The sequence below is a fragment of the Streptomyces sp. NPDC047108 genome, assembly GCF_040643575.1.
Taxonomy (GTDB): Bacteria; Actinomycetota; Actinomycetes; order Streptomycetales; family Streptomycetaceae; genus Streptomyces.
Genome location: NZ_JBEYUP010000032.1, coordinates 1 through 21,734 on the forward strand (window position 1 = coordinate 1; position 21,734 = coordinate 21,734).

Annotated in this window: 20 protein-coding genes; 11 read left to right on the forward strand and 9 right to left on the reverse strand. The window is 72.6% G+C overall.

Features of this window, described 5'->3' with window-relative positions; genetic code table 11:
* Positions 1 to 454 (forward strand): hypothetical protein (locus ABZ822_RS31600; protein ID WP_360861733.1); only part of this gene is annotated, 454 nt, incomplete at its 5' end.
* Between the two features lie 187 nt (positions 455 to 641).
* On the opposite strand, the gene ABZ822_RS31605 is transcribed toward ABZ822_RS31600, so the two are convergent.
* Positions 642 to 2,048 carry a HAMP domain-containing sensor histidine kinase gene (locus ABZ822_RS31605; RefSeq protein WP_360861734.1) on the reverse strand — a complete coding sequence of 469 codons (1,407 nt, stop codon included), beginning with the start codon at positions 2,046 to 2,048 and terminating at the stop codon, positions 642 to 644.
* Positions 2,049 to 2,064: 16 nt separating this feature from the next.
* The gene (locus tag ABZ822_RS31610) at positions 2,065 to 2,781 is read right to left on the reverse strand and encodes a response regulator transcription factor (protein WP_360861736.1); all 717 of its coding nucleotides are present in this window, start codon (positions 2,779 to 2,781) and stop codon (positions 2,065 to 2,067) included.
* Between the two features lie 295 nt (positions 2,782 to 3,076).
* On the opposite strand from ABZ822_RS31610, the gene ABZ822_RS31615 reads away from it, so the two are divergent.
* From ABZ822_RS31615 to ABZ822_RS31650, 8 genes are all read left to right on the forward strand, one after another.
* The gene (locus ABZ822_RS31615; RefSeq protein WP_360861738.1) at positions 3,077 to 3,853 is read left to right on the forward strand and encodes an amino acid ABC transporter ATP-binding protein; all 777 of its coding nucleotides are present in this window, start codon (positions 3,077 to 3,079) and stop codon (positions 3,851 to 3,853) included.
* A gap of 47 nt (positions 3,854 to 3,900) precedes the next feature.
* The gene (locus ABZ822_RS31620; protein ID WP_360861740.1) at positions 3,901 to 4,818 is read left to right on the forward strand and encodes a glutamate ABC transporter substrate-binding protein; all 918 of its coding nucleotides are present in this window, start codon (positions 3,901 to 3,903) and stop codon (positions 4,816 to 4,818) included.
* A gap of 105 nt (positions 4,819 to 4,923) precedes the next feature.
* Positions 4,924 to 5,571, forward strand: coding sequence for an amino acid ABC transporter permease (locus tag ABZ822_RS31625; RefSeq protein WP_360861742.1), 648 nt, complete (start codon positions 4,924 to 4,926; stop codon positions 5,569 to 5,571).
* The gene (locus ABZ822_RS31630) at positions 5,568 to 6,503 is read left to right on the forward strand and encodes an amino acid ABC transporter permease (protein WP_360861744.1); all 936 of its coding nucleotides are present in this window, start codon (positions 5,568 to 5,570) and stop codon (positions 6,501 to 6,503) included. The genes ABZ822_RS31625 and ABZ822_RS31630 overlap by 4 nt, the downstream gene beginning before the upstream one ends.
* A 189-nt stretch (positions 6,504 to 6,692) precedes the next feature.
* The gene (locus ABZ822_RS31635) at positions 6,693 to 8,513 is read left to right on the forward strand and encodes an FAD-dependent monooxygenase (RefSeq protein ID WP_360861746.1); all 1,821 of its coding nucleotides are present in this window, start codon (positions 6,693 to 6,695) and stop codon (positions 8,511 to 8,513) included.
* A 138-nt stretch (positions 8,514 to 8,651) separates the two neighbouring features.
* Complete coding sequence (locus ABZ822_RS31640) at positions 8,652 to 8,738, forward strand: putative leader peptide (protein ID WP_360861790.1); 87 nt, start codon at positions 8,652 to 8,654, stop codon at positions 8,736 to 8,738.
* A 108-nt stretch (positions 8,739 to 8,846) separates the two neighbouring features.
* Positions 8,847 to 9,368: a cysteine dioxygenase gene (locus ABZ822_RS31645; protein WP_360861792.1), complete on the forward strand. Its 522-nt coding sequence runs from the start codon at positions 8,847 to 8,849 to the stop codon at positions 9,366 to 9,368.
* Positions 9,365 to 9,778 carry a rhodanese-like domain-containing protein gene (locus ABZ822_RS31650; protein ID WP_360861748.1) on the forward strand — a complete coding sequence of 138 codons (414 nt, stop codon included), beginning with the start codon at positions 9,365 to 9,367 and terminating at the stop codon, positions 9,776 to 9,778. The genes ABZ822_RS31645 and ABZ822_RS31650 overlap by 4 nt, the downstream gene beginning before the upstream one ends.
* A gap of 418 nt (positions 9,779 to 10,196) precedes the next feature.
* Here the strand turns inward: ABZ822_RS31650 and recX are convergent, their stop codons facing one another.
* From recX to ABZ822_RS31670, 4 genes are all read right to left on the reverse strand, one after another.
* A complete protein-coding gene (recX, locus tag ABZ822_RS31655; RefSeq protein WP_360861750.1) occupies positions 10,197 to 10,820 on the reverse strand; it encodes a recombination regulator RecX in 624 nt (207 codons plus the stop codon).
* Between the two features lie 3 nt (positions 10,821 to 10,823).
* Entirely contained in the window at positions 10,824 to 11,948 is a 1,125-nt protein-coding gene (gene recA, locus ABZ822_RS31660; protein ID WP_360861752.1) for a recombinase RecA, read from the reverse strand.
* Between the two features lie 138 nt (positions 11,949 to 12,086).
* A complete protein-coding gene (locus tag ABZ822_RS31665) occupies positions 12,087 to 13,313 on the reverse strand; it encodes an AI-2E family transporter (protein ID WP_360861754.1) in 1,227 nt (408 codons plus the stop codon).
* Between the two features lie 23 nt (positions 13,314 to 13,336).
* Positions 13,337 to 13,531: a DUF3046 domain-containing protein gene (locus ABZ822_RS31670; RefSeq protein ID WP_360861756.1), complete on the reverse strand. Its 195-nt coding sequence runs from the start codon at positions 13,529 to 13,531 to the stop codon at positions 13,337 to 13,339.
* A gap of 78 nt (positions 13,532 to 13,609) precedes the next feature.
* Between ABZ822_RS31670 and ABZ822_RS31675 the strand changes: the two genes are divergently transcribed.
* The gene (locus ABZ822_RS31675) at positions 13,610 to 14,569 is read left to right on the forward strand and encodes a hypothetical protein (protein ID WP_360861758.1); all 960 of its coding nucleotides are present in this window, start codon (positions 13,610 to 13,612) and stop codon (positions 14,567 to 14,569) included.
* A 44-nt stretch (positions 14,570 to 14,613) separates the two neighbouring features.
* Here the strand turns inward: ABZ822_RS31675 and ABZ822_RS31680 are convergent, their stop codons facing one another.
* The 3 genes from ABZ822_RS31680 to ABZ822_RS31690 all read right to left on the reverse strand — a co-directional run bounded on the left by ABZ822_RS31680 (position 14,614) and on the right by ABZ822_RS31690 (position 16,777).
* A complete protein-coding gene (locus tag ABZ822_RS31680; protein ID WP_360861760.1) occupies positions 14,614 to 14,925 on the reverse strand; it encodes an AzlD domain-containing protein in 312 nt (103 codons plus the stop codon).
* A complete protein-coding gene (locus ABZ822_RS31685; RefSeq protein WP_360861794.1) occupies positions 14,922 to 15,728 on the reverse strand; it encodes an AzlC family ABC transporter permease in 807 nt (268 codons plus the stop codon). The genes ABZ822_RS31680 and ABZ822_RS31685 overlap by 4 nt, the downstream gene beginning before the upstream one ends.
* 209 nt (positions 15,729 to 15,937) lie before the next feature.
* On the reverse strand, positions 15,938 to 16,777 hold the full coding sequence (locus ABZ822_RS31690; RefSeq protein WP_360861762.1) for an AraC family transcriptional regulator: 840 nt from the start codon (positions 16,775 to 16,777) through the stop codon (positions 15,938 to 15,940).
* A 103-nt stretch (positions 16,778 to 16,880) separates the two neighbouring features.
* Between ABZ822_RS31690 and ABZ822_RS31695 the strand changes: the two genes are divergently transcribed.
* Positions 16,881 to 21,608: an ATP-dependent helicase gene (locus ABZ822_RS31695; RefSeq protein ID WP_360861764.1), complete on the forward strand. Its 4,728-nt coding sequence runs from the start codon at positions 16,881 to 16,883 to the stop codon at positions 21,606 to 21,608.
* The last annotated feature ends 126 nt before the right edge of the window (positions 21,609 to 21,734 follow it).

The window sequence follows — 21,734 nt, forward strand, 5'->3', positions numbered from 1 at the left end:
TTCAGAAGTGTGCTGTTCCTATCGGCCGGCCGGCGCCGCCGTCACGAACGCACCGGCCGCACCCGACTGCGTCGTGCGCGTCCAGCAGGTCGACGTCACCGTCGACCGCGGGGCGGGGAGCGCGACGACCACCGCGACCTGGGACGTCGTGTGCCGCACGGCGACCGGCCTCACCGCCGAGCTGAACGTCCTCGCCCCCCATCGGGTGCAGAAGCCGCTCAAGGGCTCCTTCGGCACCCGCTTCCGGGGGCAGACGTCGACGACCGGACCGGTGGACCCCGAGAACCCGCAGCAGACGGCCACACTCACCCTCAAGGCGGGCGATCGCGTCCTCGGCCAGGAGGTACGGCGGTGCGCCACCAAGCCGGACGGCAGCCAGTCCTGCCACCCGGGCGGCGACCCCACCCCCGACATCGCGCGGGACATCCTCGGGTTCCTCGGGCTCTTCCGCTGAGGGACGGTCCCCGACCGGAGTCCTGATGCCCGGCGGCACCGCGCCTGGCATCGGCTCCGCCGACGACGACCTGTGCTCCGGGCTCTCCTTCGGATGACGCCTGCGCCGCCCGCGCCGGGTCCCACGGCCCGTACCGCCTGAGCGACCGGTACCGGCTCGGCGCCCCGTACCGCTTCCGCGCAGGGCGTCAGCTCCGCGGCGTGCGCGGCACCGTGATCGTCACGCGCAGGCCCTTCGGCTCGTTGCCCGCGTAGGTGATCGACGCGCCCCCGGCGGCCAGCAGCGCGCGGGTGATGGAGAGGCCGAGCCCCGAGCCGGAGACGTTCTGGTGGCGGCCGCTGCGCCAGAAGCGGTCGCCGATCCGCGCCAGCTCCTCCTCGGTCAGTCCCGGCCCGCCGTCCGCGACGACGATCCGTACGGTGTCGCCGTCGTGCTCCACGCCGACGCGGACCGCTTCCCCCTCCGGCGTGAACTTCAGCGCGTTGTCGACGACGGCGTCCAGCGCGCTGGAGAGCGCCACCGGATCGGCCCAGGCGGTGGCCCCCGCCGGTCCTTCGTAGGTGAGGGTGACCCGCTCGCGGTCGGCGACGGGGCGCCAGGCCCCGACCCGTTCCTCCGCCACCTCGGCGACGTCGGTCAGCTTGAGATCGGCGGCCGCGTGCTCGGCCAGCGCGAGGTCCAGCAGATCGTCGAGGACGGCGGCCAGCCGCTTGCCCTCGGTCTGGACCGAGCGGATCTCCTCGTTGCCGTCGGGGAGTTCGAGCGCGAGCAGCTCGATCCGCAGCAGCAGGGCCGAGAGCGGATTGCGCAACTGGTGGGAGGCGTCGGCGACGAACGCGCGCTGCTGCTCCAGCACGTCCTCGACGTTGTCGGCCATCTCGTTGAACGAGCGTGCCAGCCGCCGCAGTTCGGGCGGTCCGCTCCCCGCGGCCACTCGTGACTTCATCCGGCCCGTCGCGATGTCGTGCGTGGCCGCGTCCAGGATCCGTACCGGCCTCAGCACCCAGCCCGTCAGGCGGAAGGCGGCGCCGACGGCGACGAGCATGGCGGCGAACTCGCCCGCGCCGATGAGCAGCCAGCCGTGGAGGATGTGGGAGCGCATCTGGCCGGTGGGCGACTCGGTCACGACGACGGCCACCACGTCACCGTCGCGGACGACCGGCGAGGCGACCGCGAGACGGCCGCGCTGCCAGGGCCAGACCTGCTGGGGGTCGTGGCTGCGGCGTCCGGCGAGCGCCTCGCGGAAGGCCTGGTCGCCCTCCCCCTCACCGGGTACCGACCAGCCGGCCGGGGCCTGCGCCATGGCGGAGCGGTCGCGGTAGTAGACGCCCGACCGGATGCCGTAGAGGTCGTGGTAGCGGTTGAGCTCGGCGCGCAGGGTGATCAGGCGGCCGCCCTCGTCCTCGGGGACGCGGGCCTCGGGGCGCGCGGTGACGAACTGCGCCAGGGCCGCGAACCGCGCCATGTCGTCGATCCGGTCGACCACGACCCGTTCCTGCTCGGCGGCGGCCAGGCTCGCGGCCAGGGGGAAGCCCAGCGCGAGCAGGACGCCCGCCAGCAGGACGATGAGCAGGGGAAGAAGTCGCGTACGCACCGGGCTTGGAGGTCCTTCAGGCCGCGGGGGCGACGAGGCGGTAGCCGACCCCGCGCACCGTCTCGATCAGGGCCGGCATCCGCAGCTTGGAGCGGAGCGAGGCGATGTGCACCTCCAGCGTGCGGCCCGTCCCCTCCCAGCTGGTCCGCCAGACCTCGCTGATGATCTGTTCGCGCCGGAAGACGACCCCGGGGCGCTGCGCGAGCAGGGCCAGCAGGTCGAACTCCTTGCGGGTGAGCTGCACGGGGGTGCCGTCGACCGTGACCTGCCGGGTGGGCAACTCGATGAGGACGGAGCCCAGGCGCAGCGGCTCGGCGGGACCGGTGCTGTCGGGGGTCCCGTGCTCCTCGGGGCCGGGCTCACCCGGTGCGGTGCGGCGGCTGACGGCGTGGATACGGGCCAGCAGCTCGCCCGTGTCGTACGGCTTCACGACGTAGTCGTCGGCGCCCAGGTTGAGCCCGTGTATCCGGGAGCGGACATCGGCGCGCGCGGTCACCATGATCACGGGGGTGCTGGTGCGCTTGCGGATCCGCCCGCACACCTCGAAGCCGTCCTGGTCGGGCAGGCCGAGGTCCAGGAGCACGACGCCGTAGGGCGCCCCCGAGTCGGGCAGGAGGGCCTGCAGGGCCTCCTCGCCGCTGCGGGCGTGGGTGATGTGGAAGCCGTGCCGGGCGAGGATGGCGGACAGCGCGGCGGCGACATGGTCGTCGTCCTCGACGAGCAGCAGCCTCATGCGTCCCCCTTCCTGTCGGGCCGGTCCTGATGATGCGTGGTCACAGGGCATACAGCCCGATCGGCGCGGGGCCCGTCAAGTGCTGTCCTGCCGCGGGCGGCGATCCGTTATGGAGCCGGTAAACAAACGGTAACCAGCGGGGCAAGCCGCGGCGCGTGAGGAGGGTGATGAATCGTGACCCAGCGTCGCGGTACGTATCCGTTTCGTTATGCTCAATTCTCGCTCAGATGTAATGACTCGGGTCAGCACCGCTCATTAATGTCCTCCCAACCGAGGAGGACGGAGCGTTAAGCCGATGACCGAAGTATCGGTGACCAAGGACAGCACAGCCGTTGCAGAGCCCCTGGTCGTCCTGGACAACGTGAACAAGCACTTCGGCGCCCTGCATGTGCTCCAGGACATCGACCTGACCATCGCCCGCGGCGAGGTCGTCGTGGTCATCGGGCCGTCCGGGTCGGGCAAGTCGACACTGTGCCGCACGATCAACCGGCTCGAGAGCGTGGACTCCGGTTCGATCACCATCGACGGCAAGCCGCTGCCCGCGGAGGGCCGCGAGCTCGCCAAGCTGCGCGCGGATGTCGGCATGGTCTTCCAGAGCTTCAATCTCTTCGCTCACAAGACCGTGCTGGAGAACGTGATGCTGGGCCAGGTCAAGGTCCGGCGCGCGGACAAGAAGGCGGCCGAGGAGAAGGCGCGCGCCCTGCTCGACCGCGTGGGCGTCGGAACGCAGGCGGACAAGTACCCCGCCCAGCTCTCCGGCGGCCAGCAGCAGCGTGTCGCCATCGCGCGCGCCCTGGCCATGGACCCGAAGATCATGCTCTTCGACGAGCCGACGTCCGCGCTCGACCCGGAGATGATCAACGAGGTGCTGGAGGTCATGCAGCAGCTCGCCCGCGACGGCATGACCATGGTCGTCGTCACCCACGAGATGGGCTTCGCCCGCTCCGCCGCGAACCGCGTCGTCTTCATGGCGGACGGGCGGATCGTCGAAGAGGCGCAGCCGGACCAGTTCTTCAACAACCCGCGTAGCGACCGGGCCAAGGACTTCCTCTCGAAGATCCTTCACCACTGACGGCCCCCGCCGACTGCCAACGCCCTGACGACTTAAGGATGTTCACGATGAAGCTCCGCAAATCCGCCGCCGCAGCGGCGATCGCCGTGCTCGCGCTGACCGCCACCGCCTGTGGTGGTGAGTCCGGTACCGCTGGTGACAAGCCCAAGGGCGGGTCGGGCGGCGAGGGCCAGCCCAAGCTGCCCACGTACACCGCCGCCAAGGACGTGAAGATCGACTCCGCGGTCCTGAAGAAGGCCCAGAAGCGCGGCAAGATCGTCTTCGGTGCCAAGAACGACCAGCCGTACCTGGGCTTCGAGGACACCGACGGCAAGCGCTCCGGTTTCGACATCGAGATCGCCAAGATGGTCGCCGCCGACCTCGGCTTCTCGGCCGACCAGATCGAGTTCAAGACCGTCGACTCCGGCGTCCGCGAGACCACCATCTCCAAGGGCGACGTCGACCTCTACGTAGGCACGTACACCATCAACGACGAGCGCAAGAAGCAGGTCGGCTTCGCGGGCCCGTACTTCATGGCCGGTGCCGACCTCCTGGTCCGCAAGGACGACAAGGCCATCAAGGGCCCGGACACCCTCAAGGGCAAGAAGGTCTGCTCGATCGTCGGCTCCACCCCGCTCGCCGAGATCAAGAAGCCGAAGTACGGCGCCGAGACCGTCGAGCTGGCCAAGTACTCGGAGTGCGTCCAGCAGCTCCTGAACAGCGAGGTCGACGCGGTCACCACCGACGACGCGATCCTCAAGGGCTTCGCGGCCCAGCGTCCGGAGAAGCTGCGCGTCGTCGGCAAGCCGTTCACCAAGGAGCCGTACGGCGTCGGCATGGCCAAGGACGACAAGGCACTGCGCGACGCGGTGAGCGACGCCATCGAGGCGCACATCAAGAACGGTGACTACAAGAAGGCGTACGACGCGACGCTGGGTCTGTCCGGCTCCGAGTTCACCGAGCCGCCGGCCCTCGAGCGCTACTGACCTTCCCTGACGAGCCGGCAGTGAGCCGCGCCCTGTGGGCACCGCACGGTGCCCACAGGGCGGGGTCCCCCTGCCTCGACCGCTGCCGCCCACGAGGACATCCCCGTGAACGTATTGCTCGACCACATCTCCTTGTTCCGCGAGGGGTTCATAGGCACGATCCTGCTGACTCTGGCCAGCGGGCTCCTCGCGATGGTGCTGGGTGTCGTGATCGCCGGCTTCCGGGTCTCACCGGTCCCGCCGCTGCGGTTCTTCGGCACCGCCTGGGTCACGCTGTTCCGGAACACCCCGCTGACGCTGCTGTTCCTCGTCGCGTGGTTCGTCGTCCCGGTGATCTTCGCCCCCGGCCTCAGTCCCTGGACCAAGGCCCTGCTGGCGCTCGGCTGCTACACCTCGGCCTTCGTGTGTGAGGCGGTGCGGTCGGGCATCAACACCGTGCCGCTCGGCCAGGCAGAAGCAGCCCGAAGCATCGGCATGACCTTCTTCCAGACACTCCGGCTGATCGTGCTGCCCCAGGCGACGCGCACCGTCGTGCCGCCGCTGAGCAGCATCTTCATCGCCCTGACCAAGAACTCGGCCATCGCGGGAGCGTTCAGCTACACCGAACTCTTCGGCGTGCAGAAGCGCCTGAGCGACCTCGGCTTCGACATCGCCTGGATCTTCCTCTGGGTCGCACTCGCCTACCTGGTCATCACCTTCTCCATCAGCGGTCTCTTCCGGCTGCTCGAGCGGCGCCTGGAGGTCGCACGATGAGTTCGAGCGTCCTGTACGACGCACCGGGCCCCCGCGCCCGGCTGCGCAACCGCATCTACACGGTCGTCGGCTCCCTCCTCGTCCTGGGGCTGATCGTCTTCTCGATCTTCCGGCTCCACGAGAAGGGCCAGTTGGAGCCCGAGGTCTGGAACATCTTCAACAACGCGGGTGTGCGCAACAACATCCGCGACGGTGTCCTGACGACCCTGCAGGTCTTCGCCGCGGCGGGCGTCCTCTCGCTCGTGCTCGGCGTCCTGCTCGCCGTGGCCCGCCTCTCCGACCACAAGGCCGTGAGCTGGCTGGCCACCGGGTTCATCGAGCTCTTCCGCGCGGTGCCCCTGCTGATCACGATCTACGCCCTGTGGGTCGTGTTCCTCACCTACAAGTCCGACCTCGGCTTCATCGGCGAGAACACGTCGTTCTGGGCCCTGGTCATCGGACTCACCGTCTACAACGGCTGCGTCCAGGCGGAGGTCCTGCGGGCCGGTATCAACGCCGTGCCGCGCGGGCAGGTGGAGGCGGCCTACGCGCTGGGGCTCCGCAAGTCCCAGGTCATGACCATGCTGCTGCTGCCGCAGGCCGTCCGCTCGATGCTGCCGACCGTCATCAGCCAGCTCGTGGTCACGCTGAAGGACACCTCGCTCGGCTACATCATCACGTACGCGGAGCTGCTGTACGCGGCCCGGACGATGGCCAACAACATCATCGTGAACGGCGAGAACCCGATCACCCCGGTGGTCATCGTCGTCGGCGCCATCTACGTCGCGATGTGTCTGGCGCTCTCCTCGCTCGCCACCTGGATCGAGAAGCGCGGGCGCCGTACGAAGACCGGCATCACCGTGGCCTCGGCCGCCGAACCCGCCGAGGCACCGGGCGTGCTGGACGCGGACCAGGGCCCGTCCGCGGAGGAGCCCCCGACCACCAAGGTCTGACGGTCCGTCCGGGGCCGCGCCCCACGGGTCGCCTGACGCCCCATCGGCATCGGCAGTGGCGCACATCGCGCCGCTGCCGATGTCTCTTGGTGCACGCATCCGCGAGGGGCTGCATACTTTTTCTGTGATCGCGCACCGGGCTTCCCTTGGCACCCTCTGTACCTCCCGTACGGCTCAGGGAGTCGCGCCGTGGACCCGGTGATCGTCGTCGGGGCGGGGCCCGTCGGACTCTGCGCCGCTCTGGCCCTCGCACGCCACGGTGTGCCCGTCGTCGTCCTCGACGAAGGTCCCGGTCACGACGAGCCGCGCACCGCGCGCACCGTCGTCCTCCGCCAGGACACAGCGGCCTTCCTCCGGCGGCTGGGCTGCGCGCCCGCGCCCGAGGAGGGCTGCGGCTGGAGCGCCTGGCGGACGGTGCGGCGCAGGCAGGTCGTCCGCCGGGTGGAGTTCGGCGAGCCCGGCCCGGTGCGGGCCACCCCGGCCAGGGTCTCCGCACCGGAGGCGGACGAGCCTGTGGAGTCCCCGCTGCACGTACCGCAGCACGTCCTGACGCGGCGTCTGCGCGCCGCCCTCGCCCGCGAACGGCTGGCGCAGATCGCCACCCACAGCAAACTCGACGCGCTCGAACAGGACGGCCACGGCGTCACCGCGCACACCCGCCCCTCGTCCGGCTCCCCCGTCGAGCCGGACGCCCCAGGCGTGGGCACCTGGTGGCGCGGCAGCCATCTGATCGGCTGCGACGGCCAGCGCTCCACCGTCCGCAAACTGCTGGAGGTCCGCTTCCCCGGACGTACGGCCGTCGAGCGGCACGCCGTCGCCGCGCTGCGGGCCGAACTGCCCTGGCCCGGCGAGGCCGTGCTCCACCGGTCCCCCTCCCTCGGCGGAGAGGTGACGGCCCGTCCGCTACCGGGCGGCCTGTGGCGGATGGACTGGCTGCTGCCGCCGCGCGGCGACCTGGTCACGCCCGAAGCCCTCATCACCCGGGTCCGGGACACGCTCGGGCTGTGGTGCGACGGCACCCCGCCGTACGACCTGCTGGACACCGGCGTCCACACCGTGCACCACCGCCTCGCCAAGCGCTGGCGCGTGGGCCGCGCCTTCCTGGCCGGGGGTGCCGCCCATCTGCTCGGCGCGCTGGGCACGCAGGACCTCGACGAGGGGCTGCGTGACGCCGACAACCTCGCCTGGAAGCTCGCCCTCGTCTGGCACCGCCACGCCTCCGACGGGCTCCTCGACAGCTACCAGGCCGAGCGCCGCGCCGCGGTCGGGGCCCGGCTGCGCGCCGCCGACCAGGCGCTGCCGGTGGTGCGCGGCGGCGGGAGCTGGCCGGCGGTGCGGCGCTCGCTGGTGCCGGGCAGCGGGCGAGGACACGACGTGCTGCTGACCGACGGGCACATCGGCCTCGGCCCGCTGGGCACCCCGCCGGTGTACGCGCGCTCCCCGCTCGCCCCCGAACGCCCGGAGGGCGCGGCGCGCGTGGCGACCCCGCCGGGCGCCCCCGTCGCCGACGTGACGGTCACGGTGCCCGACGGCTCGACGGCCCGGCTGCGCGACCGGCTCGGCCGCGATCTGCTCGTCCTGCTCGTGGCGCCCGGGACGGCCGTGTGGGAGCGCCGTCACTGGATGAGCGCGGGGCTGATGCCACGGCTCGCGGCCGCCGTCGCCGCGCTGCCGGTCCGGGCCGAACTGCTCGTCACCGAGGGCTACCCGGGGGCTGCGGCGCACACCGTGCTCCTCGTACGGCCCGACGGGCACCTGGTCGCGGCGATGTCCGGTGTTCGCCCGGCCGAGCTGTACGCGTGCGCGGACGCGGCGCGCGGGAGCACCGTCGTACCGCCGCAGCCGCAGTCGCAGCCACAGCCACAGGCCACGGACCGGAGCGCGGCCCCGGCACCCGCGCCGGTGGAGAAGGCTCCGGACCCCGGGCCCGCAGAGAAGGATCCGGACCCCGGGCCCGCGGAGAACGATCCGGCGCCCGGACCGGCGGGGAGGGCGTCGGCCCACTGGTGACGGAGCCCGCTGGGGACGGGGCTCCCGGTGACGGAGCCCGCTCGTGCCGCCGGCGCGCGGAGGAGGCCCGGCCCTGTGGTTCGTCCCACGTGCGCGCGCGGTTGACCGGGTCATTCGGTGCATGGTTCACTCCGGAACGTGATTGACACCCAGCCCTGCTTCTGGCGGAGGGTCCATGTGGACCTCCTCCGCTACGCGGGCTGCGTCTGTCGTCCGTCCTGTTGATCCGCATCCGACCCCGCGCGGCCATCGGCTCCGCGCTCCCCCGCGATCACCTACGGACGGACCGTGTCTTCCCTCTCCTCCGTCGCCACCGGCGACGTCACCGCGCACCTGCCCTCGTCGGCGCCCCGGGCCGAGGCCGGCCCCACGGCGGCCGAACTGCTCGAGTTCGCCCGCCGTACCGTCGCCGACCGTGACCTGATCGCCTCGCTGCCCCTCGACCCGGAGGGCCGCACCTGGCTGCGGCTCGAGGGGCCCGGGGGCAGCGAGGCATGGCTGATCGCCTGGCCTCCGGGAACCGGCACCGGCTGGCACGACCACGGCGGCTCGCGAGGCGCCTTCGCCACCGCCTCCGGCGAACTGACCGAGCAGTCCCTCGCCGTCCAACTCCCCACCGAGGGCTGGCGCACGCTCGAACTGGCCGAGGACGTCGACCGCGAGCGGGTGCTGCCGCCCGGCGACGGCCGCGCGTTCGGCCCGCACCATGTGCACCAGGTGCTGAACCTCTCCGCCGACGCGCACGCCGTCTCGGTGCACGCGTACTACCCGCCGCTGCCGCTGATGCGGCTCTACAGCCGTACGGGCGCGCTGCTGCGCCTGGAGGCCGTCGAGGAAGCGGAGGAGTGGACATGAGCGAGGCATCCGGAGGCCCTGCCCCGAAGAGCATCGACGCCCTGCTGGAGGAGAACCGCGCCGGACTCGACCGGCTCGGCCCGGACGAGGCCGCGGACGCCGCGGCCGACGGTGCCTTGCTGGTCGACATCCGCTACGCGGCGCTGCGCGAGCGCGACGGCACCATCCCCGGTGCGTTGGTCGTGGAGCGCAACGAGCTGGAGTGGCGTCTGGACCCCCAGGGCAGCCACCGCGCGGCGGAGGCGACGAGCCACGACCTGCGGGTGATCGTGGTCTGCAACGAGGGCTACGCGTCGAGCCTCGCGGCCGTCTCCCTGCGGCAGTTGGGACTCCACCGGGCCACGGATCTGGACGGCGGCTTCCAGGCGTGGCGCGCGTCGGGCCACCCCGTCACGCCCCCGTCGACCTAGTTCCGCATCAACGGGGCCCGGTACGACGGGCCTGGCGCCCACCGCCGCGTCGCGGCCCGCGTAGCGCCAACCCGCGCCCGCCTGCCCGACGCGCGGAGGGCGGAGGGCGGACCACCGGAAGGGCTTGGAGCAGAAATGCCGCCCCTTCGCGGGTCCGGCAGCGGTGCGTCCACGTACTACCTCGACAATGGCCCGACACAACGGACTTGGAGCCCCCTGCCGAATCGTGAAACTCGGCCGGGCTCGGGCCCTGACCACGCCGCTCGGCCCGCAGCCGGGCAAGCAACGGCACACGCCAACGAAGGCCCCACGTCGCGGAGTAGCCCGCGACCCCGTGGACGGCCGGGCTGAGCGGCCACGACAGGCGATCTGCGAGCGGAACGCCCGGCGACCGCCGCAAGCCGTCAGGCGTCAGGCGTCAGGCGTCAGGCAAGTGGTACTCCAGCAGCTCCGGGTCCTCGCCCTCCTCCTCCAGTGCACTGCGGACCACGCGCAGGGCAAGGCCCTCCGCGTAGCCCTTGCGGGCGAGCATGCCGGCGAGACGGCGGATCCGCTTTTCCCGGTCGAGCCCGCGCGTCGCCCGGAGCTTGCGCTCGACCAGCTCCCGGGCCGTCCGCTCCTCCTGCTCGGGGTCGAGCTGCCCGACGGCCTCGTCGATCACTGCCGAATCGACGCCCTTGGTGCGCAGTTCACGCGCCAGGGCCCGCCGGGCCAGCCCCCGGCTGTGGTGCCGGGACTCCACCCATGCGTCGGCGAACGCCGCGTCGTCGATCAGCCCCACACCCTCGAACCGGGACAGCACTTCCTCCGCCGCGTCGTCCGGGATGCCGCGCTTGCGCAGGGCGTCCGCGAGCTGCTTACGGGTCCGGGGAGTCCCGGTGAGCAGGCGCAGGCAGATCGCCCGCGCCTGCTCCTCCGGGCTGCGCGGTGCCTCCTCCTCGGCCCTCGACGAGGAAGAGGCACCGCTGTCCACCGTCACGTCCCCGCTGTCACTGCCGGTGCCGCTGTACGCGGCGTCCCCCCAGTCGGTGCGACGCGTCACGGATCAGCTCTTGGCCGCCGCGGCCTTGGTCGCCTTGGTGGCCTTGGCCGCGGGAGCTGCCGCAACCGCCGGCTCGGCCGGTGCGCCCGCGGTCAGCGCCGCGTCCGCGCCGGGCTCTCCCGGGGCCTCCGGCTTCACGCCGACGCCGAGCTTCTCCTTGATCTTCTTTTCGATCTCGTTGGCGAGGTCGGGGTTGTCCTTCAGGAAGTTGCGGGCGTTCTCCTTGCCCTGGCCGAGCTGATCGCCCTCGTACGTGTACCAGGCACCGGACTTGCGGATGAAGCCGTGCTCCACGCCCATGTCGATGAGGCCGCCCTCACGGCTGATGCCCTGCCCGTAGAGGATGTCGAACTCGGCCTGCTTGAACGGGGGCGCGACCTTGTTCTTGACGATCTTGACGCGGGTGCGGTTGCCGACCGCGTCCGTGCCGTCCTTGAGGGTCTCGATCCGGCGGATGTCCAGACGCACCGAGGCGTAGAACTTCAGGGCGCGGCCACCGGTCGTCGTCTCCGGCGAGCCGAACATCACGCCGATCTTCTCGCGCAGCTGGTTGATGAAGATCGCGGTGGTCTTGGAGTGGTTCAGCGCGCTGGTGATCTTGCGAAGAGCCTGGCTCATCAGCCGGGCCTGCAGACCCACGTGGGAGTCGCCCATCTCGCCTTCGATCTCCGCGCGCGGCACCAGGGCGGCCACGGAGTCGATGACGATGAGGTCCAGGGCGCCGGAACGGACCAGCATGTCCGTGATCTCGAGCGCCTGCTCACCGCTGTCCGGCTGGGAAAGGATGAGGTTGTCCGTGTCGACGCCCAGCGCCTTGGCGTACTCGGGGTCGAGGGCGTGCTCGGCGTCAACGAACGCGACCGTGCCGCCCGCGCGCTGGGCATTGGCCACCGCGTGCAGCGTCAGGGTCGTCTTGCCGGAGGACTCCGGGCCGTAGACCTCGACGACGCGGCCGCGCGGCAGGCCGCCGACGCCCAGCGCGACATCGAGAGCGGTCGACCCGGTGGGGATGACCTCGATGGGATCGTTCGGCCGCTCCCCCAGGCGCATGACGGCGCCCTTGCCGAATTGCCGTTCAATCTGTGCGAGCGCGGCGTCGAGCGCCTTCTCGCGGTCGGTTCCTGCCATGGGTCCCACCCGGTTTGCTTGAGTCGATCGCTTCACGTCCACGACGCTAGCGCCTGGCACTGACAACGCGTGCGGGCGTCGTCCGGCCTGTGGAAAACCGGGCCGGACCACCATGAGAATGGATGTTCGATTTTGGTGTCAACCGCGCCACGCCCGGCGGAATTTCGCCAGGGCCGGGCCGATGGTGCGCCGCCGCGGGCGCCCCTGCACACGCGGGTCGTCGGTGACCTCGTACCGCCTCACGTACACGCTGAGGAACGCCTGCAGCGTCGCCGTCGCCGGGATGGCGATCAGCGCACCGACCGCGCCCAGCAGCGCCGTGCCCGCGACCACCGAGCCGAAGGCCACGGCCGGGTGGATGTCCACGGTCCGCGCGGTGATCCGCGGCTGCAGCAGATAGTTCTCGAACTGCTGGTAGACCACGACGAAGCACAGCACCCACAGCGCGTACCAGGGGTTCACGGTGAAGGCCAGCAGCATCGGCAGCGCACCCGCGAGATAGGTGCCGATGGTCGGGATGAACTGGGAGACCACGCCGACCCAGCACGCCAGCGCCGGCGCGTACGGGACGCCGAGGAACTCCAGCAGCACGTAGTGCGCGACACCGGAGATCAGGGCCATCAGCCCGCGCGAGTAGAGGTACCCGCCGGTCTTGGCGACCGCGATCTCCCAGGCGCGCAGCACCTCCGTCTGCCGGGTGGGCGGCAGCACCGAGCACAGCGCGCGGCGCAGCCGCGGCCCGTCGGCGGCGAAGTAGAAGGAGAAGAGCAGCACCGTCAGGACACGGAACAGCCCCCCGAGCACGGTCGTGGAGATGTCCAGCACGCCCGTGGCGCTGTTCTGCACGTACTTCTTGAGCCAGTCCGAGCGGAGCAGGCTGTCCTGGATCTCGACCCGCGAGAGGTTCGTCTGGAAGGACTCGTTGATCCACCGGATCACCGAGTCCAGGTACTGGGGGAAGTTCTCCACCATGGTCACGATCTGCCCGGCCAGCATCGAGCCGAGCAGGACGAAGAACCCGGCGAAGAAGCCGATCACTCCGAGAAAGACCAGCAGGGTGGCCAGACCCCGCCGTACACCGCGCGCTGCCATGCGGTCCACGGCGGGTTCCACGGCGAGCGCCAGGAAGAACGCTATGAGGATGTTGACCAGGAGCCCGATGAGCTGGTGGAAGGCCCAGTTCGCGAGCTGGAAGCAGGCGAGCAGGGCCAGGGCCAGCACCATGGCGCGGGGCAGCCAGCGAGGCATCCGCTCACGGGGCGCCGGCGCCCCGTCAGGTCTTCCCGCGTGGGGAGCACCGCCCCCCGTGCCCGCGCGGGCATCGCTCGGTGCCCCTTCGCGGGCCGCTTCGTCCGTCGCATCCATCGAGCCAGTGTGACCCACCTCGGTCACCTTTGGTCCGCAGGGATGTCCATGGCGCTGCACACACCGCGCCAGACGTCCTTCGCGTTCCACCCCGCGTCCAGTGCCTCGTGCACGGTCCGGCCGCCGAGCTCGGACATCACATGATCACGCGCGAAGGAGTCGGCGTACGCCTCGCCGAAATAGTTCGCCATCCGCTGCCAGAAGACCGTCAACCGCATGCGCCCAGTATCCCGCTCAGGGATTGCAGCCTCGCGCTCCCCGGGAACCCGGCGCGCTTTGCCCATACGGTCGGGGACATGGCCCGATCCGGAACCCCTCTCTCCCGCGCCGAGCACTTCGTCTGGCTGACCGCGCGGGTGCTCGAGCAGCGCATCTTCGCGTACCACTTCCTCTCCGGCGCCCCCGGCGCATCCGGGGAGACGGACCGCTCCCGGGCGGCCGACGCCGTCGAGACGGCGCTGGACGCCTACCGCAACGGCGACGGCGGTTACGGCCACGCGCTGGAGCCCGACCTGCGCGGCCCGGTCAGCCAGCCGCTGCACACCGCGCACGCGCTGCGTGTGCTGGATGCCATCGGCCGCTGCGGCGGGCAGCGCGTGGAGCGGATCTGCCGCTATCTGACGACGATCTCCACCGGCGACGGCGCACTGCCCGCGATCGACCCCTCCCTGCGCGGCTATCCGGCCGCCCCCTTCCTCCCGATCGTCGACCACCCGCCGAGCGACCTGCTGGCGACGGGCCCCGTGGTGGGGATGCTGCACCGCAACGAGGTGTGGCACGCCTGGCTCTTCCGGGCCACCGACTTCTGCTGGGCCGCCGTCGAGTCGCTGGAGAAATCCCACCCGTACGAGGTCATGGCCGCGATCACCTTCCTGGACGGCGTGCCGGACCGGGCCCGCGCGGAGGCGGCAGCGGAGCGTCTCGGGCGGCTGGTGCGCGACCAGGACCTGGTGGTCCTCGATCCGGAGTCGGCCGATGACCTCGGGGTTCCCGACGGCTACGGCCCGGGCGAGCACCACTACGCGTACGACTTCGCGCGCACGCCCGGCTCACTGGCCCGCCGCTGGTTCACGGACGCGGAGATGGAGCGGTCGCTGGACTTCCTGACGGCGTCACAGGAGGAGGACGGCGGCTGGCCCGTCCTCTGGCGCGCCTGGGCACCCGGTACGGCTCTGGAGTCCCGGCCCAAGGTCACGGTCGACGCGCTGCTGACGCTGCGCGCCCACGGGCGGCCGGTGCAGGACGGGCCCGCCTGACCCCCACCGTGGACCGGACCACGGGACCGGCGTACGGGCGACGGCTATCCGCCGAGCGCCCGTACGCCGGCGGTGATCAGCACCGCGACGGCGACGACGACCAGGAAGGGCGCCCGCAGCACCAGCGCGACCGCCGCGCCGGCGAGGCCCGCCGCGCGGGCGTCGAGCACGAGCGCCCGGTCGTCGGTACCGACCGTCTGGATGGCGATCAGTGCGGCGAGCAGGGCCACGGGGATCAGGCCGGCGAGCTGCTTGACGCGCGGCCGCTCCAGGGCGCCGGCGGGGACCGAGAGCCCAAGCAGCTTGACCAGGTAGCAGCCGGCGACGGTGACGCCGATGGCGATCCAGACGCTCATCGCTCCTCCTCTCCGTCCGTGCCGGGCGCGTCCGTGCCCGGCACGCCCGCGCCCGTGCTCCGCACGTCCTCCACCGCCTCTTCAGTGGCCGCCACGCGCCTGCCGCGCAGACCGTGGAGGGCGAGGACCGCGGGCGCGGCGAGCGCGGCCAGCAGTACCGGCACACCGGCGGGCAGCAGCGGGTGGCACACCAGGGCGAACACCACGGCGAGCCCCGCCACCGCGCGCTCCAGCGTCGTGCGCAGCATCGGCGCGAGCAGGGCGAGGAAGACCGCGGGACCGGCGGCGTCCAGACCCCAGGCGTCCGGGTCTCCCAGGGCGGACGCGCCGAGGGCCCCGAGCAGGGTGGTGAGGTTCCACAGGACGTAGATGCTCAGACCGGTGACGGTGAAGCCGATCCGGGCGCTGCGCCGGTCCGGCTGGGCGAGGGTCACCACCGTGGTCTCGTCGATGACCCAGTGGGCCGCCAGGGGGCGGAGGGCGCGCGGGATGCGGAGGAGCTGGGACAGCCGCAGCCCGTAGAACGCGTTGCGCACGCCGAGGAAGAAGGCCCCGGCCGCCGCGGTGAACGGGTTGCCGCCCGCTGCGAGCGCTCCGACCAGCGCGAACTGCGACGCTCCGGTGAAGACCAGCAGGCTCAGCGCACAGGTCTGCAGCACCGTCAGCCCGGCCCCCGCCGAGGTCACACCGAAGGCGAAGCCGGAAAGCCCGACGGCGATGCCGACGCCGAGGGCGTCGCGGACCACCGCCGCGTCGGAGCGCCCCTGGTGCGGGGCGGTCTCCGGATCCTGGGGATCCCGGATGTCCGCCTCCCTGGCCTGCCCTTCCGTGTCCGGACCCTCGGGGATCGTCTCCTGGCCCCTGGGAGCCGCCTCCCGGTCCGGAGGAGCCCCCTGAGAAGCCTCCCGGCCCTCGGGGCATGTCGGTGTTCGTTCTCGTGCCACGCCCCGGACGCTACGAGGCGGGGCCCGTCCGGGTCTTGTACGTTCTTGCGGTCGCGGCCCCCGCTCCCTTACGGGGCCGCGCCGCCGTTCCCCGCCCGCTCGAGCCGGTACGCCCCGGGCGGCACCCCCACGATCCGGCTGAAGTGCCGGTTCAGATGGGGCTGGTCTGTGAAGCCGACGGCGACGGCGGCCTCGGCGGGGGCCGTGCCCGTGTCGAGCAGATGACGGGCACGGCGGACCCGGGCGTCGGTGAGCCAGGTGTGCGGGGGCATCCCGTACAGACCGCGGAAGGCCCGCAGCAGCGCGAACGGGCTCGTGCCCAGCTCGGCGGCGAGCTTCTCCAGGGAGGGCGGGTCGGCCATCCGCTGCTCCAGGATCGTCCGGGCGCGCTCGGCGTTCCGCGCGCCCGCGGTGCGCGCCACGCGCTCGGGAAGGGTGCCGCCGTTCACGCGCAGCAGCCGGGCCACGGCGACCCTGAGGAGGGTGTCCGCGGCGAGCGCGTTGCCCTCCTCGGCGGCCCGGTGCACCTCCGTGACCAGGTGGCAGAGGTAGGGGTCGTCGACGACGGCGGAGGCGAAGCCCGCGGTCCCGCGGATCGAGGTGGTCTCGGCGGCGATGGCGGCGACGGTCTCCGGCTCCGGATAGAGCACCTCGTACGTCCAGCCCTCGGGGACGCCTGCCTGGCCGGTGTGCGGGGTGTCGGGGTTCACCAGCGCCAGCCCGCCCGCCCCGGCCCGCTCCAGGGTGCCTCCGCACCGGAAGGACTCCACACCCTGGGTGATCGCGGCGATGACGAAGGCGTCGTGGGTGTGCCGGACGAACGTCTTGTGCACGTACCGCGCCTTCAGCAGGTCCACGCCGGGCAGCTCCGGATACCGCCAGTGCCGCGCCTTCTCCTGCCTCGCCATACCGCCATTGTGCAGCGGTCCCGAGCCGCACGGCCCACGGCCCGGGGCGCCTCCGGCCCGCGCACCGGACGCGCTGTCAGTGGCCGGGTGCACGATGGGGAGCATGTCGGACGATGCGGCCTCGGCTCTCGACGCGTTCTCCCCCGCGACCCGGGCGTGGTTCACGGGGGCCTTCAGCGCGCCCACGGCCGCCCAGGCGGGCGCGTGGCGGGCCATCGACGAGGGCTCGGACGTGCTGGTGGTCGCCCCGACCGGCTCCGGCAAGACCCTGGCCGCGTTCCTCTCCGCCCTGGACGGACTGGCGAGCACGCCCCCGCCCGCCGAGACCAGGAAGCGCTGCCGCGTGCTGTACGTCTCCCCGCTGAAGGCCCTCGCGGTGGACGTCGAGCGGAATCTGCGCAGCCCGCTGACCGGCATCCGCCACGAGGCCGTACGGCTCGGGCTCCCGGAGCCCGAGGTGCGCGTCGGGATCCGCTCCGGTGACACCCCGGCCGCCGAGCGCCGTGCCCTGGCGAACCGTCCCCCAGACATCCTGATCACCACGCCCGAGTCCCTGTTCCTGATGCTCACCTCCGCCACGCGTGAGGCGCTGACCGGCGTGGAGACGGTGATCGTCGACGAGGTGCACGCCGTCGCGGGCACGAAGCGCGGTGCCCACCTGGCGCTGTCGCTGGAGCGGCTGGACGAACTGCTGGACCGGCCGGCCCGGCGCATCGGACTGTCGGCGACGGTGCGTCCGGTCGACGAGGTGGCGCGCTACCTGTCGCCGCAGCGCACGGCCAAGGTGGTGCAGCCCCCGTCCGGCAAGGAGTTCGACCTGTCGGTGGTCGTGCCCGTGGAGGACCTGGCCGAGCTGGGTGCCTCACCCGCCACCGAGCCGGAGAGCGGGTCCGGGGCCGACAAGCCGTCGATCTGGCCCCATGTGGAGGAGCGGATCGCCGACCTCGTCCAGGCCCACCGTTCCACGATCGTGTTCGCCAACTCCCGCCGCCTGGCGGAGCGGTTGTGCAACCGGCTCAACGAGATCGCGTACGAGCGTGCGACCGGCGAGCCGGCTCCCGAGCACCACGCCCCCGCCGAGCTGATGGGTGGTTCGGGTGCCGCCAAGGGAAGCCCGGCCGTCATGGCGCGGGCCCACCACGGCTCGGTCTCCAAGGAGCAGCGAGCCCTGGTCGAGGAGGACCTCAAGGCGGGGCGCCTGCCCGCCGTGGTCGCCACGTCCAGCCTGGAGTTGGGCATCGACATGGGCGCGGTCGACCTGGTCGTCCAGGTCGAGTCGCCGCCGTCCGTCGCCTCGGGGCTGCAGCGCGTGGGCCGCGCGGGCCACCAGGTGGGCGCGGTCTCCACCGGCGTCGTCTTCCCCAAGTACCGCGGCGACCTGGTCCAGGCGGCCGTGGTCACCGAGCGGATGCGCAGCGGCGCCATCGAAGCCCTGCGCGTCCCGGCCAACCCGCTGGACGTGCTGGCCCAGCAGATCGTGGCCATGACGTCGCTGGACACCTGGGAGGTCGACGAACTGCTCGCGGTGGTCCGCAGGGCGGCCCCCTTCGCCTCGCTCCCTGAGTCCGCCTTCACCGCGGTCCTGGACATGCTGGCGGGCCGGTACCCGTCGGACGCCTTCGCCGAGCTGCGGCCCCGCCTCGTATGGGACCGGGTGGCCGGCACGGTCGCCGGGCGGCCGGGTGCCCAGCGACTCGCCGTCACCTCCGGTGGCACGATCCCCGACCGCGGCCTCTTCGGGGTCTTCCTGGCCGGAGCCGACCCGAAGAAGGGCGGCGGCCGGGTCGGCGAGCTCGACGAGGAGATGGTCTACGAGTCGCGGGTCGGCGACGTCTTCACCCTCGGCACCACCTCATGGCGTATCGAGGACATCACCCGTGACCGCGTCCTGGTCTCCCCGGCCCCGGGCGTGCCGGGGCGGCTGCCCTTCTGGAAGGGTGACCAGCTCGGCCGGCCGCTCGAACTGGGCCGCGCCCTGGGCGCGTTCCTCCGCGAGATCGGCGGTCTGGCGGAGGACGACGCCCGGCTGCGGCTGGTGGCCGCGGGGCTGGACGCCTGGGCCGCGGACAATGTGCTGGCGTATCTCAAGGAGCAGCGCGAGGCGTGCGGGCACGTCCCGGACGACCGCACCATCGTCGTGGAGCGGTTCCGGGACGAGCTGGGCGACTGGCGGGTCGTCGTCCACTCCCCGTTCGGCGCGCAGGTCCACGCCCCCTGGGCACTGGCCCTCGGGGCCCGCCTCTCCGAGCGCTACGGCATGGACGCCCAGGTGATGCACGCGGACGACGGCATCGTCCTGCGCCTGCCCGACGCGGACCTGATGGGCCTGGACCTGCTCGACATGGAGACCGACCCGGCCCGCAGGGGGCGGGAGTTCGACTCCGAGCAGTCCCCGGTGGGCGCGGCCGACGTCGCCTTCGAGAAGGGCGAGATCGACCAGGTCGTCACCGACCAGGTGGGGTCGTCGGCGCTGTTCGCCTCGCGCTTCCGCGAGTGCGCCGCCCGCGCCCTGCTGCTGCCGCGCCGCAACCCCGGCAAGCGCACCCCGCTGTGGCAGCAGCGCCAGCGCGCCGCCCAACTGCTCGAGGTCGCCTCGGAGTTCGGCTCCTTCCCCATCGTCCTGGAGGCCGTGCGCGAGTGCCTGCAGGACGTCTTCGACGTTCCCGGTCTGACCGAGCTGATGGGTGACATCGAGGCCCGCACGGTCCGTATGGTCGAGGTCACCACGCCGGAGCCCTCGCCGTTCGCCCGCTCTCTGCTCTTCGGATACGTGGCCCAGTTCCTGTACGAGGGCGACTCACCGCTCGCCGAACGCCGGGCCGCCGCACTCTCACTGGACTCCCGGCTGCTGGCCGAACTGCTCGGCCAGGCCGAGCTGCGGGAACTGCTCGACGCCGAGGTACTGACGGAGCTGGAGCGCGAGCTGCAGTGGCTGGCCGAGGACCGGCGCGTTAAGGACGTGGAGAGCCTGGCCGACGCCCTGCGCCTCCTCGGTCCGCTCACCGAAGCCGAGTTGGCCGAGCGCGGCGCCGCTCCGGACTGGGCCCGGGAGCTGGGCGCCTCCCGCCGTGCCATCCAGGTCCGGATCGCGGGCGCCGACCACTGGGCCGCTGTCGAGGACGCCGGGCGGCTGCGGGACGCCCTGGGCACGGCGCTCCCCGTCGGGGTGCCGGAGGCCTTCACCGAGCCCGTCAAGGATCCGCTGGGCGACCTCCTCGCCCGCTACGCCCGCACCCACGGCCCCTTCACATCCGCCGACGCGGCCGCGCGCTTCGGCATCGGCGTAGCCGTCACCGACGGCGCGTTGCACCGGCTGGCCGCCGCGGGCCGTGTCGTCCAGGGCGAGTTCCATCCCGCGGGCATCGGCCAGGAGTGGTGCGACGCCACGGTGCTCCGCCGGCTGCGGCGCCGCTCGCTGGCCGCCCTCCGGCAGGAGATGGAGCCCGTACCGCCTCCGGCGCTCGCCTCCTTCCTCCCGCAGTGGCAGAACGTCGGCACCCGCGGTCTGCGCGGCATCGACGGTCTGGTGCGCGCGATCGAGCAGCTCCAGGGAGCGCCGGTACCGGCCTCCGCGCTGGAGAAGCTGGTCCTGCCGACCCGCGTCACGGGATACGCGCCGGCTCTGCTCGACGAGCTGACCTCCTCCGGTGACGTCCTCTGGGCGGGCGCCGGAGCTCTGCCGGGCAAGGACGGCTGGGTGTCGCTGTTCCTCGCCGACGCCGCCCCTCTGCTGCTGCCGCCACCGCATCCGCTGGAGACCGGCCCGCTCCACCAGGCGGTGCTCGACGCGCTCTCCGGTGGGTACGGCCTGTTCTTCCGCCAGATCGCCGACCAAGTGCGGGCCGGCCACCCCGAGGTCACCGATCCCCAACTGGCCGACGTCGTCTGGGACCTGGCCTGGTCCGGGCGGCTCACCAACGACACCTTGGCCCCGCTGCGCTCGCTCCTCGGCTCCGGCCGCACCGCGGGCGCCACCGCGCACCGGGCCAAGCGCTCGGTCCCCCGCGGGCGGTACGGCGGCCTCACCGCCTCCCTCAGCCCCCGTACGGTCCGGGGCACCGCTTCGCGCAACGGGCCGCCCACCGTCGCGGGCCGCTGGTCGCTGCTGACCGAGCGGGAGACCGACCCGACCCGGCGCGCCCACGCCCTGGCCCACATCCTTCTGGACCGGCACGGCGTGGTGACGCGCGGCGCGGTTCAGGCGGAAGGCGTCGAGGGCGGATTCTCCGCCGCCTACCGGGTGCTGTCCGCCTTCGAGGAGACGGGGCAGGCCAGGCGCGGCTATGTCGTCGAGGGGCTCGGCGCGGCGCAGTTCGCGATGGACGGCGCGGTCGACCGGCTGCGGGCCGTCGCCACCGCCCGCGACCGCGCGGCGGCGGAAAGCCCGGTCAACGATTTCGGCTTCCCGCGCCGCGAGGCGTCCGGCGGCCGCGAGTCCGCGGCGGTCGTCCTGGCCGCCGCCGACCCGGCCAACGCCTACGGCGCGGCTCTGCCCTGGCCGGACCCGCCGGACGGCGCCGGCCACAAGCCGGGCCGCAAGGCAGGCGCCCTCGTGGTGCTGGTGGGCGGCGAGCTGGCGCTGTACGTGGAGCGCGGCGGCAAGACCCTGCTGGCCTGGCCGGGCGGTGAGGACGCGGAGAGCCCGGAGGCGGACGCCCGGCTGCGGGCAGCGGCCGATGCCCTGGCCGGGGCGGCCCGCGAGGGCGCCCTCGGCACTGTCACCGTCGAGCGCGCCAACGGTTCGCCGGCCCTCTCCTCCCCGATCGGCCGCGCCCTCGAAGCGGCGGGCTTCCACGCCACCCCGCGGGGCCTCCGCCTGCGCCCGGCCTGAGCGCGTCACGCAACGGCCCCGCGGCCCTCGGGCGCCCGCGCTCCCGGTGCCTGAGCCTGAGCCTGAGCCTCCCACGACGTACTCTCCGGGCGCCGAGCCCACGGCTCAGGGCCCGGCACACGTCCG

Excerpts from the sequence above, each read along its gene's own strand:
- ABZ822_RS31610 (WP_360861736.1), bottom strand. The coding sequence starts at position 2,781 with ATGAGGCTGCTGCTCGTCGAGGACGACGACCATGTCGCCGCCGCGCTG.
- ABZ822_RS31615 (WP_360861738.1), top strand. The coding sequence starts at position 3,077 with ATGACCGAAGTATCGGTGACCAAGGACAGCACAGCCGTTGCAGAGCCC.
- ABZ822_RS31620 (WP_360861740.1), top strand. The coding sequence starts at position 3,901 with ATGAAGCTCCGCAAATCCGCCGCCGCAGCGGCGATCGCCGTGCTCGCG.
- ABZ822_RS31630 (WP_360861744.1), top strand. The coding sequence starts at position 5,568 with ATGAGTTCGAGCGTCCTGTACGACGCACCGGGCCCCCGCGCCCGGCTG.
- ABZ822_RS31650 (WP_360861748.1), top strand. The coding sequence starts at position 9,365 with ATGAGCGAGGCATCCGGAGGCCCTGCCCCGAAGAGCATCGACGCCCTG.
- recA (WP_360861752.1), bottom strand. The coding sequence starts at position 11,948 with ATGGCAGGAACCGACCGCGAGAAGGCGCTCGACGCCGCGCTCGCACAG.
- ABZ822_RS31665 (WP_360861754.1), bottom strand. The coding sequence starts at position 13,313 with ATGGATGCGACGGACGAAGCGGCCCGCGAAGGGGCACCGAGCGATGCC.
- ABZ822_RS31670 (WP_360861756.1), bottom strand. The coding sequence starts at position 13,531 with ATGCGGTTGACGGTCTTCTGGCAGCGGATGGCGAACTATTTCGGCGAG.
- ABZ822_RS31675 (WP_360861758.1), top strand. The coding sequence starts at position 13,610 with ATGGCCCGATCCGGAACCCCTCTCTCCCGCGCCGAGCACTTCGTCTGG.
- ABZ822_RS31680 (WP_360861760.1), bottom strand. The coding sequence starts at position 14,925 with ATGAGCGTCTGGATCGCCATCGGCGTCACCGTCGCCGGCTGCTACCTG.
- ABZ822_RS31690 (WP_360861762.1), bottom strand. The coding sequence starts at position 16,777 with ATGGCGAGGCAGGAGAAGGCGCGGCACTGGCGGTATCCGGAGCTGCCC.
- ABZ822_RS31695 (WP_360861764.1), top strand. The coding sequence starts at position 16,881 with ATGTCGGACGATGCGGCCTCGGCTCTCGACGCGTTCTCCCCCGCGACC.